This window comes from Muricoccus radiodurans (assembly GCF_050154705.1).
GTDB lineage: Bacteria > Pseudomonadota > Alphaproteobacteria > Acetobacterales > Acetobacteraceae > Roseomonas > Roseomonas radiodurans.
The window spans coordinates 2,714,701-2,728,799 of the sequence record NZ_CP189561.1 but is presented as its reverse complement, the minus strand read 5'-3'; the positions used below and the strand labels follow the sequence as shown (position 1 = coordinate 2,728,799).

General features: G+C 71.2%; 11 protein-coding genes. 5 read left to right on the top strand and 6 right to left on the bottom strand.

All coding sequences use genetic code 11. The features are described 5' to 3' along the window. Positions 1 to 13 precede the first annotated feature (13 nt). A complete protein-coding gene (locus ACP6CK_RS13345) occupies positions 14 to 1,054 on the bottom strand; it encodes a LacI family DNA-binding transcriptional regulator (protein WP_426959497.1) in 1,041 nt (346 codons plus the stop codon). Between the two features lie 107 nt (positions 1,055 to 1,161). Between ACP6CK_RS13345 and ACP6CK_RS13340 the strand changes: the two genes are divergently transcribed. Genes ACP6CK_RS13340 through ACP6CK_RS13320 form a run of 5 tightly spaced genes read left to right on the top strand, consistent with a single transcriptional unit; the run spans position 1,162 to position 7,176 of the window. Beyond that, entirely contained in the window at positions 1,162 to 2,178 is a 1,017-nt protein-coding gene (locus tag ACP6CK_RS13340; RefSeq protein ID WP_426959496.1) for a TRAP transporter substrate-binding protein, read from the top strand. Between the two features lie 14 nt (positions 2,179 to 2,192). Beyond that, positions 2,193 to 4,070, top strand: coding sequence for a TRAP transporter large permease subunit (locus ACP6CK_RS13335; protein WP_426959495.1), 1,878 nt, complete (start codon positions 2,193 to 2,195; stop codon positions 4,068 to 4,070). A 34-nt stretch (positions 4,071 to 4,104) separates the two neighbouring features. Beyond that, positions 4,105 to 4,656: a VOC family protein gene (locus tag ACP6CK_RS13330; protein WP_426959493.1), complete on the top strand. Its 552-nt coding sequence runs from the start codon at positions 4,105 to 4,107 to the stop codon at positions 4,654 to 4,656. Continuing rightward, entirely contained in the window at positions 4,649 to 5,917 is a 1,269-nt protein-coding gene (locus ACP6CK_RS13325; RefSeq protein ID WP_426959492.1) for a ribulose-bisphosphate carboxylase large subunit family protein, read from the top strand. Before ACP6CK_RS13330 ends, ACP6CK_RS13325 begins: the two co-directional genes overlap by 8 nt. Beyond that, a complete protein-coding gene (locus ACP6CK_RS13320; RefSeq protein ID WP_426959491.1) occupies positions 5,914 to 7,176 on the top strand; it encodes a four-carbon acid sugar kinase family protein in 1,263 nt (420 codons plus the stop codon). Before ACP6CK_RS13325 ends, ACP6CK_RS13320 begins: the two co-directional genes overlap by 4 nt. A 27-nt stretch (positions 7,177 to 7,203) precedes the next feature. Here the strand turns inward: ACP6CK_RS13320 and ACP6CK_RS13315 are convergent, their stop codons facing one another. The 5 genes from ACP6CK_RS13315 to fahA all read right to left on the bottom strand — a co-directional run bounded on the left by ACP6CK_RS13315 (position 7,204) and on the right by fahA (position 14,041). Beyond that, positions 7,204 to 8,412 (bottom strand): flavin-dependent oxidoreductase, encoded by a 1,209-nt coding sequence (locus tag ACP6CK_RS13315; protein WP_426959490.1) that lies wholly within the window; start codon positions 8,410 to 8,412, stop codon positions 7,204 to 7,206. A 2-nt stretch (positions 8,413 to 8,414) separates the two neighbouring features. Continuing rightward, positions 8,415 to 10,043: an NAD(P)/FAD-dependent oxidoreductase gene (locus tag ACP6CK_RS13310; protein WP_426959911.1), complete on the bottom strand. Its 1,629-nt coding sequence runs from the start codon at positions 10,041 to 10,043 to the stop codon at positions 8,415 to 8,417. A 23-nt stretch (positions 10,044 to 10,066) separates the two neighbouring features. Then, positions 10,067 to 11,248, bottom strand: a complete 1,182-nt coding sequence (locus ACP6CK_RS13305; RefSeq protein WP_426959488.1) for an NAD(P)/FAD-dependent oxidoreductase — start codon at positions 11,246 to 11,248, stop codon at positions 10,067 to 10,069. Positions 11,249 to 11,279: 31 nt separating this feature from the next. Beyond that, a complete protein-coding gene (locus tag ACP6CK_RS13300; protein WP_426959486.1) occupies positions 11,280 to 12,659 on the bottom strand; it encodes an aldehyde dehydrogenase family protein in 1,380 nt (459 codons plus the stop codon). A gap of 68 nt (positions 12,660 to 12,727) precedes the next feature. Beyond that, positions 12,728 to 14,041, bottom strand: a complete 1,314-nt coding sequence (fahA, locus tag ACP6CK_RS13295) for a fumarylacetoacetase (protein ID WP_426959485.1) — start codon at positions 14,039 to 14,041, stop codon at positions 12,728 to 12,730. Positions 14,042 to 14,099: the final 58 nt, after the last annotated feature.

Sequence of the window (14,099 nt, the reverse complement as noted above, 5' to 3'; positions counted from 1 at the left end):
GGTCCGGCCGGGATCAGGGCAGGTTCTCGCGCAGGATGATCTCGCCCGAGGTGCGCGCGACGCCGCAGGTCGCCTCTCGTCCGGCGCGCAGGTTGTCGAAGATCGTGGCGCAATCCATCAGGCTGGTGCGCGGGTTCTGGGTGATCACCGCGTCCATTGTGCCCTCGATCAGCAGGGTGCGCGTATCGGGCGTCAGGCCGTGGCCGATGAAGACGGTCTCCATCTCTCGCCTCGCCTCACGCAGGGCGCGGGCGATGCCCAGCGCGGCGCCGCCGATGTTGTAGATGCCCGCCAGGTCGGGGTGGCGGCCCAGCAGGGTCTTGGACTGGCGGTAGTTCTTCGCCTCGTCGTCCTGGCCCTCGCGCAGCCCGACCACCTCGATCATCGGGAAGAGTTCCGCGAAGAGATGGAGGAAGCCCATCTCCCGCTCCTCATGCGCGCGGTAGCTCAGGCTGCCGGCGATCATCGCCACCTTCGCCGGGCGGCGCCCGATGAAGCGCGCCATGAGGTAGCCTGCCGTCCGCCCGATGGCGCGGTTCTCCAGCCCGACATAGGCGGCGCGCCGGGTGTTCGCGATGTCGGAGATGAGGGTGACAGTCGGCGTCCCGGCCTCTGCGAGGGCGTTCACGGCCTCCCGCACGGCGGGATGTTCCAGCGCCATGAAGGCGACGCCGTCCGCCTCGCGCCCGGCCTCTCGCAGCGCCTTCGCCAGAAGCTCCGGGTTGAAGCTGCGGATGAACTCGACCCTCGCGGTCATGCCCAAGGCTTCGAACCGCGCGCGTGTCTCGCCCACAAGGTGCCCGAGCAGGGTCAGGAAGCGATTGGACCCCTCGGGCAGCAGGAAGACCAGCCGCATCGGACGCCGGGCCTGCGCGACGAAGGGGCTGGTGTCCAGGATGTAGCCGAGCGCCGCGGCGGCGCGGACCACGCGCTCCACCGTCACCGGGCGCACGCCGGGGCGCCCGTTCAGCACCCGGTCCACCGTGGCCGTGGAGACGCCGGCTTCCCGGGCGACGTCGGGAACCCGGATACGCTGGGGCGGGGAGGAATCCATCAAATTCCATCATCAAACGTGTTTGACGCTGGATGATGCGCTGAAATAGCGTGCCGCCACCACTAAAACCATCAGTTCGCATCAAGAATCTGAGGGAGGATGCCATCATGACCCCCGTCACGCGCCGCTCCGCGCTCCGCCTCGCTGCCGGGCTTCCCGCCGCTGCGCTGATCGCCTCCCCCCGGATCGCCCGGGCTGCCGAGTTCGATTGGAAGTACGGCCACAACCTGCCCGTGACGCATCCCCTGCACCTCCGCGCGCAGGAGGCGGTGGAGCGCATCCTGCGGGAGACGAACGGGCGGGTGGACATCAAGATCTTCCCGAACAACCAGCTGGGCGGCGACACGGACATGCTGTCCCAGGTGCGCAGCGGCGGCATCACGTTCTTCACGCCCTCCGCCCTGGTGATCGCGACGCTGGTGCCGGTGGCCGCCATCAACGCGCTGGGCTTCGCCTTCTCCGACTACGAGCAGGTCTGGAAGGCGATGGATGGCGGCGTCGGCGCGCATGTCCGGCAGGCCATCTCCCGGGTGAACCTCTTCGCCTTCGAGAAGATGTGGGACAATGGCTTCCGCCAGATGACCACCAGCGGCCGCGCCATCACGGAGGCCTCCGCGATGGATGGCCTGAAGATCCGCGTGCCGGTCAGCCCGCTCTCCATCTCGATGTTCCGCGGCCTCGGCGCCGCGCCGGCGAGCCTGCAGTTCAGCGAGGTCTATTCCGCCCTGCAGACGCGGATCGTGGACGCGCAGGAGAACCCGCTGCCAATCATCCAGGTCGCGAAACTCTATGAGGTGCAGCGGAGCTGCGCGCTGAGCAACCACATCTGGGATGGCTACTGGTTCATCGCGAACGGCCGCGCCTGGCGCGGGCTGCCGGCCGACCTCCAGCGGATCGTCTCCAACGCCATCAACGAGGCGGGGCTGCAGCAGCGCGGCGACATCGCCGGGCTGAACGCGACGGTGCAGGCGGATCTGGAATCCAAGGGGCTTTCGTTCAACGCCGTGAACCCCGAAAGCTTCCGCGCCCGCCTCCGCGCCGCCGGCTTCTACGGGGAGTGGAAGGGCCGCTTCGGGGACGAGGCCTGGGGCCTGCTCGAGGCCGCCGTCGGCCGGCTGGCCTGAGGGACGACAGGACGATGGCCGGCCACGCCACCGCCATGGAGCCCGCCGCGCTGCCGGACGGCGCGGCGGCGCGGATCGCCTTCGCTTTCGACCGCGTCCTCGGCGGCGCGGTGGAGGCGGTGGCGGCGGCGCTCGTCCTGGCCGAGATCATCATCCTCGGCGCCGGCGTCACGGCGCGCTACGTCTTCCACGCGCCGATCGTCTGGACGGACGAGCTGGCGTCCATCCTCTTCCTCTGGCTCTCCATGCTCGGCGCCGTGGTCGCGCTGCGGCGGGGCGAGCACATGCGGATGACCGGCCTCGTCACCCGCGTCGGGCCGCGGGCGCGGGCGCTGCTGGAGGCGCTGGCGCTGACCGCCTCCCTCGCCTTCGTCCTCCTCGTTCTGCACCACGCGATCGAGTATGCGGAGGAGGAGGTCTTCATCGTCACCCCCGCGCTGGAGATCACCAACGCCTGGCGTGCCTCGGCCCTGCCCGTGGGGTTGGCGCTGATGATCCCGGTGGGCCTGATCCGCCTTCTGCGGCTGGGGCAGCCGGTCGCGGTGGCCGCCGCGGCGGTGCTGACGGCGGCGCTGGTCCTCGCCTTCTGGTGGCTCGGTCCGGTGCTGAAGCCGCTGGGGCAGGTGAACCTGCTGATCTTCTTCGTCGGCATCGTGGCGGTGAACGTCTTCGCCGGCGTGCCCATCGCCTTCTCCTTTGCCCTCGCCACCTTCGGCTACCTCGCTTGCACCACCTCCACACCGCTGCTGGTGGTGGTGGGGCGGCTGGACGAGGGCATGTCGCACCTCATCCTCCTCGCCGTACCGCTCTTCGTCTTCCTCGGCGCACTCATTGAGATGACGGGCATGGCGCGCGCCATGATCGGCTTCCTCGCCAGCCTGCTCGGGCATGTCCGGGGCGGGCTGTCCTATGTGCTGATCGGGGCGATGTACCTCGTCTCCGGCATCTCCGGCTCGAAGATCGCCGACATGGCGGCGATCGCGCCGGTGCTGTTCCCGGAGATGAAGGCGCGGGGATCCAAGCCTGGCGATCTCGTCGCCCTGCTCTCCGCCACGGGGGCGCAGACCGAGACGATCCCGCCGAGCATCGTGCTCATCACCATCGGCTCCGTCACCGGCGTCTCCATCGCCGCCCTCTTCACCGGCGGCATGGTGCCGGCTCTGGTCCTCGGCCTCTGCCTCTGCTTCGTTGTCTGGCGTCGCTACCGGCACGAGGATCTGAGCCACATCGTCAGGCCGTCCTGGGGGCAGGTGCTGCGGCTGTTCATCGTCGCGCTGCCGGCCATCGCGCTGCCCTTCATCATCCGCGCGGCGGTGGTGGAGGGGGTTGCGACGGCCACCGAAGTCTCGACCATCGGCATCGGCTACGCAGTGCTCATGGGCCTGCTCGTCTACCGCCAGTTCGACTGGCGCCGGATCGGCCCGATGCTGGCCGACACGGCCGCGCTGACCGGCGCCATCATCTTCATCGTGGGATGCGCCACCGCCATGGCCTGGGGCCTGACGCAGTCGGGCTTCTCCCAGAGCCTGGCGCGGCTGATGGGGGCGATCCCCGGCGGAGCCTACGGCTTCCTCGCCGTCTCCATCGTCGCCTTCGTCATCCTCGGCAGCGTGCTGGAGGGCATCCCGGCCATCGTCCTTTTCGGGCCACTGCTCTTCCCGCTCGCCAAGGCCACCGGCGTGCACGAGGTGCACTACGCGATGGTCGTGATCTTCGCGATGGGCATCGGGCTTTTCGCCCCGCCTTTCGGCGTCGGCTATTACGGCGCCTGCGCGACGAGCAAGGTGAACCCGGACGAGGGGCTCCGCTACATCTGGGGCTATGTCGCCGCCCTGCTCGTCGGGCTGGTGCTGGTCGCCGCCGTGCCCTGGTTCTCCATCGGCTTCCTCTGAGCCGCCCTTCCTCTCCTCAAGCAGGACACAGACGATGAGCCGCTTCCTCGGCCAGATCCGCCAGCTCGGCTACGTGGTGCCGGACATCGAGGCCGCCATGGACTATTGGAGCCGCGTCCTGGGCGTCGGCCCCTTCTTCTACAACCCGCGCGTGCCGATCAAGAACTACCGCTACAAGGGCGAGAGCTATGAGCCGCACAACTCCGTCGCGCTCGCCAATTCCGGCTTCGTGCAGGTCGAGCTCATCCAGTGTCGCAACGACGTGCCGTCCATGTACAAAGACTTCACCGATGCCGGGCACACCGGCCTGCAGCACGTCGCCTATTGGACGAGCGACTACGACGCCGACATGGAGCGGTTGATCGCCGAGGGCTTCAAGCCGGTGATGAGCGGCGAGGTGGGGGAGCGCGGCCGCTTCGTCTATTTTGACACCCACTACCACCCCGGCACGGTGATCGAGCTGTCCGAGGTCGCGGGCCCCAAGGGCGAGATGTTCCGCCTGATTCGGGAAGCGTCGGAGACCTGGGACGGGAAGGACCCCGTCCGCCCCTTCCCCGACCTGTCGAAGCTGCTGGTCCATGCGTGACGACCGCTTCCGCGCCACCTACCTGATCGAGACGCCGCTCGACCCCGCGAAGGTCGCGGAGGTGATGGCGGGCGAGCAGTCCTGCGGCACCTTCACCCGCGTGGAGGGCGAGACGGACGAACTGCGGGACCGCGCTCGCGCCGTGGTCGTCTCGGTAGAGGCGCTGGACACGGCGGACAGCCCCGCCTTGCCGAATGCCTGGCTGACCCGCCGCGGCGTCCCCGGTCCCTGGCGCCGGGCGCGGATCACGCTGGATTTCCCCGTGGCGAATGTCGGCGCCAACCTGCCGACGCTCGCCTCCATCGTCGCCGGCAACCTCTTCGACCTCGGCGAGGTGACGGGGTTGCGGCTGGAGTCCATCGACCTGCCGCCGGCCTATCGACGCCGCTTCGCGATGCCCGCGCAGGGGCTGGCGGGCACGCGGCGCCTGACGGGGGTGGAGACCGGCGTGCTCGTCGGCTCCATCATCAAGCCGAATGTCGGGTTGAGCGCGACGGAGACGGCCGACCTTGTCGCGCGCCTCTGCGAGGCGGGGCTCGACTTCATCAAGGACGACGAGATCAGCGCGGATCCCGATCACGCGCCGCTCGCCCAGCGCATTCCGGCCGTCATGGACGCGGTGCGCCGTCACCGCGATCGCACGGGCAAGCACGTGATGGTCGCCTTCAACATCACCGACGAGACGGACGCCATGCGCCGCCACGCCGACCTGGTGGCGAAGGAGGGCGGCACCTGCATCATGGCGAGCCTCAACTGGTGCGGTTTCTCCGCGATCGAGACGCTGCGACGGAGTACGGACCTGGCACTGCACGGGCACCGCAACGGCTACGGTGCCTTCTCCCGCCACGCGCTGCTCGGCATCGGCTTCCAGGCCTATCAGGTGCTCTGGCGCCTGGCGGGGGTGGACCACATGCATGTTCACGGGCTGCAGGGGAAATTCGCGCAGGAGGATGCGGAGGTGGTCTCCTCTGCCCGGGATTGCGTGACGCGCCTCGCGGGTGATGTGGATGACAGGGTCATGCCCGCCTTCTCCTCCGGGCAATGGGCGGGGACGGCGCCCGCGACCTACGCGGCGATCGGCCACACGGACCTGCTGTTCATGGCCGGAGGCGGCGTCATGGCACATCCGGGCGGGCCGGCCGCCGGCGTCGCCAGCATCCGCGAGGCCTGGGAGGCGACGGTGCGCGGAGAGACGCTGGAAGTGGCCGCGCGCGAGCGCCCCGCCCTGCGCCAGGCCCTCGAGACCTTCGGCGGCCGATGAGCGCCCCGGAATACGGCTGGTACGGCGACGACTTCACCGGCGCCACCGACACGCTGGCCGAGTTGTCCAAGGGGGGAATGCGGTCGCTGCTCTTCCTCCGCCAGCCGGACGCCCCCCGTCTGGAGCGCGCCGGCCCGCTGGATGCGGTGGGTATCGCGGGTGCCTCCCGCGCCATGGCGCCGGACGCGATGGCTGCGGAGCTGGAGCCGGTCGGCCGCTTCTTCCGCGACCTTGGCGTGCGGATCATGCACTACAAATGCTGCTCCACCTTCGACAGCGCGCCGGATGTCGGGAGCATCGGTGCGGCGGTGGCGGCGCTGCGTCCCTTCTTCCGCAACGCCTTCCGGCCCATCGTCGGCGGCCAGCCCAATATCGGGCGCTTCACGCTGTTCGGGAACTTGTTTGCCGCGGCCGGGACGGGCGCCGCGGTCCACCGCATCGATCGGCACCCGACCATGCGCGTCCATCCCGTCACGCCCATGAACGAGGCCGATCTGCGCCTGCATTTCTCGGCGCAGGGCCTGAGCGCCGTGGCCGTTGCCTACCCCAGCTATGCGCCGGACACGGCAGCGCTGGAGGATCTGCTGGACAGGCTGCTCGGCGATGATCCGGGCGCCGTGCTGATGGATGTCAGCCGGGAGTCCGATCTCCCGGTGATCGGGCGCATCCTCCGCGCGCGCGCACAGGGGGCGCCGCTGCTCGCGGTCGGGCCGAGCGGCGTCGCGCAAGCCTGGTGTGCGGATCGGGCCGCCGAGACGGGCGACGTCGCGCTGCGCCCGAAATCCGGCCCCGTCCTCGTGCTGGCGGGAAGTCTCTCGCCAGTGACGCGCCGACAGGTGGAGGAGGCGACGGGCTATCGCCGCGTGACTGTCGATCCCGTCCGCCTTGCCGAGGGATCGGACGCTACGGCCGCCGAAGCCTGTCGGTTGCTCGCATCGGGCGAGGACGTTCTCCTCGTCACCGAGAAGCCGGAGGGGACGACCCTGCCGCCGGGCGAGGCGGCCGCCGCGACGGCCGCCCTGCTGGCCCGCGTGATGAAACGGCATCCGGTGCGGCGTCTTGGCATCGCGGGCGGCGACACTTCAAGCCTCGGGGCGCGGGCCTTGAACCTCTGGGGATTGTCCCATGCCGGCGCGATCGCGCCCGGCGTCGCCTTGTGCCGGGGCCACAGTGACGATCCCGCCCTCGACGGGTTGGAGGTCATGCTAAAGGGCGGGCAGATGGGCGCACCCGACCTGCTGGCCCGGTTCCGGGCCTGAGCGGCCGCAGGACCAGATCGGCGCGCCTCAACCCTTGCGCGGCGCGAGGGCGAAGCCCGCCACCTGCTTGTAGCGATCGGAGATGGCGCGCAGCTCGTCCTGTGTGATGATCGCGTCCAGGTCGTCGAAGGGCTGGTCGCGCGTCAGTTCCTCCACGCGCGCGATGAGGCTGTCCGGCGGGTTGCTGCGGTTGGTGCGGACGACGGCGGCGGTGGGACCGGCGCGCGCGGCCTCATAGGCGCGAAGCGCCACCTGGGCGTCAGGCTCCTTCGCCAGCAGGTCGGCCAGGACGCGGACATCGATCAGCGCCTGGGCCGATCCGTTGGAGCCCCGCGGATACATCGGATGCGCGGCGTCCCCGGCGAAGGTGACGCGGCCGAAGGTCCAGCGGTCCACCGGGTCCTTGTCCACCATCGGGTACTCGAAGATCGTCTCCGCGTCGCGCAGCAGCTGCGGCACATCCAGCCAGTCGAAGCGCCAGTCCGCGTAGATCGGCAGGAAGTCCTCCAGCCGGCCGGGCTTGTTCCAGTCGTTGCGGGCGGTGGTGTCGGACTGGATCTCGGTGGTCCAATTGATGAGCTGCTCGCCATCCGGCTCATCGGCGATGGGGTAGATGACGATCTTGCCCATCCGCAGCGTGCCGATCCGCATGTAGGTGCGGCCACCGAGGATCGGGGCGCGCCGCGTCACGCCGCGCCAGGTGTTGATGCCGGTGAAGACCACCTCCTCCCCGGGGTAGAAGTGGCGGCGCACGGCGGAGTTCACGCCATCGCAGGCGATCGCCACGTCGGCGCGCGCGGTGTGCCCGCCGGCGAAGCGAAGAGTGACGCCGGATTCCTCCTGCTCGATCCCGGCCAGGCGATGGCCGAGGTGGATGCGGTCGGCGCCGATGCGGGCGCGGGCGGCCTCGTGCAGGGCGGCGTGCAGGCGTCCCCGGTGGATGCCGACCTCTGGCGTCTCGTAGCCGGCATGGCGGCCGCGGGGCTCGGCGTAGATCTTCTGGCCGAAGCGGTTGAAGAAGGCGCTCGTCTCGTTCTCGATGCCCAGGCGCAGCAGCCTGTCCTGGAGGCCGAGCGCCGCGAGTTCCCGCATCCCGTGCGGCAGCAGGGTGATGCCGACGCCGAGCTCGCGCACCTCCGGCACCGCCTCATAGACGCGGCAGCCGATGCCCCGGTCGTGCAGGTTGCAGGCGAGCGCCATGCCCGCGATGCCGCCGCCGATGATCGCGACATCCATGGTCAGGCTGCCTGCAGGGCGTTGGTGAGACTGGCCGCGACCGCCTCCGCGGCGCGGATGCCGTCCACGCCGGCGGACAGGATGCCGCCGGCGAAGCCCGCGCCCTCCCCGGCGGGGAAGAGACCCGGGGTGTTCAGGCTCTGCCCATCCTCCCCGCGGCGGAGACGGAGGGGGGAGGAGGTGCGGGTCTCCACCGCCGTCATCACCGCATCGGCCATCGCGAAGCCGCGGATCTGGCGATCGAAGGCGGGCAGGGCTTCCCGGATCGCCGCCACGACGAAGTCCGGCAGGCAGAGGGAGAGATCGGTGGGCGTCACGCCGGGAAGATAGGATGGCACCACCTCTCCGAGCGCCGTGGAGGGACGGCCGGCGAGGAAGTCGCCGACGCGCTGTGCCGGGGCGCGGTAGTTGCTGCCGCCGGCGACGAAGGCGCGCTCCTCCCAGTGACGCTGGAGGGCGATGCCGGCGAGCGGGCCGCCGGGGTAGTCGCGCTCCGGTGTGATGCCGACGACGATGCCGGCATTCGCGTTGCGCTCGTCGCGCCGGTACTGACTCATGCCGTTCGTCACCAGCCGGCCGGGCTCCGACGCGGCGGCGACGACGCGGCCGCCGGGGCACATGCAGAAGGAGTAGACCGAGCGGCCCTCCAGCCCCGGTCCGCGGCAGTGGTGCACGATCTTGTAGTCGGCGGCGCCGAGCAGCGGATGTCCGGCCTGGGGGCCGAAGCGGCAGGTGTTGATCAGCCCCTGCGGGTGCTCGATCCGCACGCCGATGGAGAAGGGCTTGGCCACCATGTCCACCCCCGCCTCGTGCAGCATCGCGAAGGTGTCGCGGGCGGAGTGACCGACCGCCAGGACGACGTGGTCGGCCTCCAGGAACGATCCGTCCGAGAGATGCAGGCCGCGGATACGGCGGTCCTCGTTCAGTTCCAACCCTTCGACGCGCGTGTCGAAGCGGTACTCGCCGCCCATCGCCTCCACCCCCGCGCGCAGCTTCTCCACCATGGAGACGAGGCGGAAGGTGCCGATATGCGGCTTGGAGACGTAAAGGATCTCCTCCGGCGCGCCGGCGGCGACGAACTCCTCCAGCACCTTGCGGATGCGGTTGGCGGAATCGCCGATGCCCGACCAGAGCTTGCCGTCGGAGAAGGTGCCGGCGCCGCCCTCCCCGAACTGGACGTTGCTCTCGGGGCTCAGCACGCCCCGCCGCCACAGGCCCCAGGTGTCCTTCGTGCGCTGGCGGACGATGGTACCGCGCTCCAGCAGGATCGGGCGCAGGCCGAGTTGCGCGAGGACCAGCGTCGCGAAGAGGCCGCAAGGGCCTGCCCCGACCACCACGGGCCGCAGCCGGGGCGGGGGCGGGGCGGGCGGCAGGCGGTAGCGCGTGTCGGGGGAGAGGGTGACGTGCTTCTCCCCGGCCAGGCGGCGCAGCGCCCCGGCCTCGTCCCGCAGCGTCACGTCGAGGGTGTAGATGAGGGCGATGGCCCCGCGCCGCCGGGCGTCGTAGCCCCGGCGGAAGATGTGGATGTCCAGCAGGTCGTCGGCGGGGACGCGCAGGCGCGCCAGGGCGGCGTCGCGCAGGGCGTCGTCGGTGTGGTCCAGCGGGAGCTTGATCTCGGTCAGACGGAGCATGGCATCGGGAATATAGGGGATCATCAGACGGATTGCCCGGCGCACCAGCCGGAGGACCAGGCCCACTGGAAGTTGTAGCCGCCGAGCCAGCCGGTCACGTCCACCGCCTCCCCGGTGACGTGCAGGCCGGGGACGGCCTTGGCCTCCATGCTGCGGGAGGAGAGGGCATCGGTGCTCACCCCGCCGGCCATGACCTCGGCCTTGGCATAGCCCTCGGAGCCCATGGGGGTAATGGAGAGGCCCTTCAGCATCCCGGCGACGGCCAGCAGGGCCTTGTCCGGCAACTCCCCCACCGGGCGGGTCAGGTGGGCGAAGCGGTGCGCCGCCAAGGCTGCCGCGAGACGGCTGGGCAGGACCTCTCCCAGCACCGTGCCGATTCCGGCCTTCGGGCGGTCCCGCTTGCGCTCCCGCAGCAGAGCGGCGGCGTCGCGGTCGGGCAGCAGGTCGAGCGTGATCGCCTCACCCGCGCGCCAGGGCGTGGAGATCTGGAGGATGGCGGGGCCGGAGAGGCCGCGATGGGTGAAGAGCATCGCTTCCCGGAAGCGATCGCGGCCGAGGCGCGCCTCGATGGGCAGGGAGACGCCGGCGATCGGGCGCATCAGGGGCAGCCAATCCTCCCCGAAGGTCAGCGGCACGAGGGCGGGGCGCGGCTCCACCACCGGCAGGCCGAAGCGCCGGGCGATGTCGAGCGACAGCCCGGTGGCGCCGAGCTTCGGGATGGACAGGCCTCCGGTCGCCAGCACCAGGGCCGGGGCGGTGAAGGCGCCGCGATCCGTCTCCACCCGGAAGCCGTCGGCGCGGGAGACATCCGTGATCCGGTGGCGCAGCCGTAGGTCCACGCCGGCCGCCTCGCACTCCGCCAGCAGCATGGCGACGATGGCGCGGGCGGAGCCGTCACAGAATAACTGACCGAGCGTCTTCTCGTGCCAGGCGATCCGGTGGCGCTCCACAAGCGCAAGGAAGTCGTGCTGCGTGTAGCGGGAGAGGGCGGAGCGGGCGAAATGCGGGTTCTCCGAGAAGAAGCGCGCGGGCTCCGTTTCCCGGTTCGTGAAGTTGCAGCGCCCGCCGCCGGAGATGAGGATCTTCGCCCCCGCCTCGGCCCCGTGGTCCAGCAGCAGGACGCGGCGGCCCCGCTGCCCGGCCGCCATGGCGGCCATCAGCCCGGCGGCGCCGGCGCCGAGAATGATCGCGTCGTAGGCCGTCACGCCGCCCCAGATGCGGTCGGGCGACGCGCGATCAACCCATCATCCGCTTGATGAGGGACAGCGGCGTGCGGTGCGGCGGGTAGCGCATGGGCAGGTCGGCCCAGGCGGGCTGGTGGAAGCGGCCGCGGGCGTTCGAGAAGGCCTCGAACCCCGCGCGTCCGTGATAGCGGCCCTGGCCGGAGGCGCCGACGCCGCCGAAGGGCAGTTCCGGCACGGTCGCCTGCACCACGTGGTCGTTCACGCAGAACCCGCCCGAGCGGGTGCGGGCCGCCACCCACTGCACGAAGCCCCGATCGCGGCTGTGGACGTAGAGCGCCAGCGGCGCGGGCAGGGCGACAACGCCGGACAGCATGGCGTCCCGGTCGCGCCACGGCAGGATCGGCAGGATGGGACCGAAGATCTCGTCGCGCAGGACCGTTGCGCCGGGCACGGGATCCACCAGCAGGGTGGGCTGGACGTGGAGGGCCTGGGCGTCCGCACCACCCCCGTGGGCCGCGCGGCCCTGGTCGAGCATCGCCTCGATCCGGGCGAAGTGGCGGGCGTTCACCACGCGCTGCAGGCCCCGCCCGTCCGCGCCGTAGAAGTCGGTCAGCGTCTTGCGCAGCGCCTCCACCAGCGGCCCATAGCGGCTCTCATGCACCAGCACGTGGTTGGGGGCGAGGCAGGTCTGGCCGGCGTTCAGGAACTTGCCCCAGGCGATGCGCCGGGCCGTCACGGCGGGGTCCGCCGTCTCGTCCACGATGCAGGGGTTCACGCCGCCCAGCTCCAGCGTCGTGCTGACGAGGTTGCGCGCCGCGGCCACCGCCACGCGCCGCCCGACCGCCGAGGAGCCGGTGAAGAACAGGTGGTCGAAGGGCAGTTCCGTCAGGGCCTGCGACACCTCCGGCCCGCCCTGGAGAACCTGCACCAGCGGCGGCGCGAGGGTCGCGTGCAGCAGCCGCGCGAGCACCGCAGCGGTGGCCGGCGCCATCTCGGACGGCTTCAGCACCACCGTGTTGCCGGCGGCCAGCGCGCTGACCAGTGGCACGAGCAGGAGCTGCACCGGGTAGTTCCAGGGACCGATGACGAGCACGGCGCCGCGCGGCTCCAGCGACAGGGCCGCCCGCCCGGGGCGGTGGAACCAGCGCACCGGGACGCGGGACGGCGCCGCCCAGCGGGGCAGGCGCTTGAGCGCGAGCGCGATCTCCTGCCGGACCAGCAGCAGCTCCGAGGTCCAGCCATCGAAGGCCGACTTGCCGAGATCCTGCTCGAGGGCGGCGAGGACCTCGCCCTCCATCGCTTCCAGCCCGCCGCGCAGGCGGATCAGCGCGTCGCGCCGGGCCTCCAGGGCGCGCGTGGCGCCGCTGGCGAAGTGACTGCGGGCGACCTCCAGCGCGGCACGGGGATCGGCGGGAGGCGGAGGGCTGTCCATCGGCGTCGTTTCGGCTCCAGGAACGAGACGGGCGCCAATTGGTGAGCGAAAGCGGCGGGATGACGGCGTTAAGGTGCCGGATTGTAACGGGCCGGCTCCACGATGCCGAGGCAGGGGCCGAACCCGATCGTCGCGAAGCCCTCCCGCCGCGCATGGCCGATGAGCGCGATCTCGTCCCCGTCCTCCAGGAAGCGCCGGGTCTCGCCCGAGGGCAGGGTGACGGGCTGGCGCCCGGCCTGGGAGACCTCCAGCAGAGAGCCGTAGCCGCTGGCCTCCGGCGCCGAGAGGGTGCCAGTGCCCAGCAGGTCGCCCGGGTTCAGGTCGCAGCCGTTGGAGCTGTGATGCGCGACCATCTGCGCCACGGTCCAGTACATGTGGCGCGTGGTGGAGAGGCCGAGGCGGTGCGGCGGCAGGCCCTTCTCCCGCATGGTAGCGGTGCGGATGGTCACCTCCAGCTCGATCTCGAAGGCGCCCGCCGCCTGGTCCGCGACGTCATGCAGATAGGGCAGGGGGGCGGGATCGCCGTTCGGGCGGGGCGGCTGGGGGATGCGATAGGGCGCGAGCGCCTCTGGCGTGACCACCCAGGGGGAGATGGTGGAGAGGAAGGACTTCGCGAGGAAGGGGCCGAGGGGCTGGTACTCCCAGCCCTGGATGTCGCGGGCGGACCAGTCGTTCAGCAGGCAGAAGCCGGCGATGTGGGACGCGGCCTCCCCCACCGGGATGGGCTCGCCGAGGTCGTTCCCGGGGCCGATCCAGACGCCCATCTCCAGCTCGTAGTCGAGGTTGCGGCAGGGGCCGAAGCTCGGCTCCGTCTCGCTGGCGGGTTTGCGCTGGCCGCTGGGGCGCACGACCGGCGCACCGGTGACCCGCACGGAGGAGGCGCGGCCGTGATAGCCGATCGGCACGTATTTGTAGTTCGGCAGCAGCGGGTTGTCGGGGCGGAAGAAGCGGCCGGTGTTGGTGGCGTGGTGGATGCCGACGAAGAAATCCGTGTAGTCGCCGATCCGGGCGGGGCGGTGCATCGTGCAGTCGGCGGCGGCGCGCAGCAGCCCGGGATAGGGCACGGCATCCGCGGCCAGGAGGGCCGAGAGCTGCGTGCGCAGCGCCCGCCGCGGCCCGGCGCCGAGGGCCATCAGCCCGTTCAGTGTCCCGTCCGCCGTCGCCTCCACCGCCTGGGCGGCCTCCCCGGACAGCAGCTCCGCCTCCAGCACGGCGGGCAGGTCGAGGATCTCGTCCCCGATCGCGACGCCGGCCCGGGGATGGTGGGCGCCGTGCGAGAAGATGCCGAGCGGCAGGTTCTGGATCGGGAAGTCCGGATGGCCATTGGCCGAGGCGACCCAGCTCCGCAGGGAGGGGTCGTGGGTGGCATCGGTCTGGGTCACGGGGGGCCTCCGGTCGCGTCCCTGCATCGCCCGGCGGCGGCGGCGGCGCAATGCCTGG

Bases quoted from the DNA above. Each gene is read 5' to 3' on its own strand.
- ACP6CK_RS13315 (WP_426959490.1), bottom strand. From the start codon at position 8,412: ATGGATGTCGCGATCATCGGCGGCGGCATCGCGGGCATGGCGCTCGCC.
- ACP6CK_RS13310 (WP_426959911.1), bottom strand. From the start codon at position 10,043: ATGCTCCGTCTGACCGAGATCAAGCTCCCGCTGGACCACACCGACGAC.
- ACP6CK_RS13325 (WP_426959492.1), top strand. From the start codon at position 4,649: ATGCGTGACGACCGCTTCCGCGCCACCTACCTGATCGAGACGCCGCTC.
- ACP6CK_RS13330 (WP_426959493.1), top strand. From the start codon at position 4,105: ATGAGCCGCTTCCTCGGCCAGATCCGCCAGCTCGGCTACGTGGTGCCG.
- ACP6CK_RS13345 (WP_426959497.1), bottom strand. From the start codon at position 1,054: ATGGATTCCTCCCCGCCCCAGCGTATCCGGGTTCCCGACGTCGCCCGG.
- ACP6CK_RS13300 (WP_426959486.1), bottom strand. From the start codon at position 12,659: ATGGACAGCCCTCCGCCTCCCGCCGATCCCCGTGCCGCGCTGGAGGTC.
- ACP6CK_RS13340 (WP_426959496.1), top strand. From the start codon at position 1,162: ATGACCCCCGTCACGCGCCGCTCCGCGCTCCGCCTCGCTGCCGGGCTT.
- ACP6CK_RS13320 (WP_426959491.1), top strand. From the start codon at position 5,914: ATGAGCGCCCCGGAATACGGCTGGTACGGCGACGACTTCACCGGCGCC.
- ACP6CK_RS13335 (WP_426959495.1), top strand. From the start codon at position 2,193: ATGGCCGGCCACGCCACCGCCATGGAGCCCGCCGCGCTGCCGGACGGC.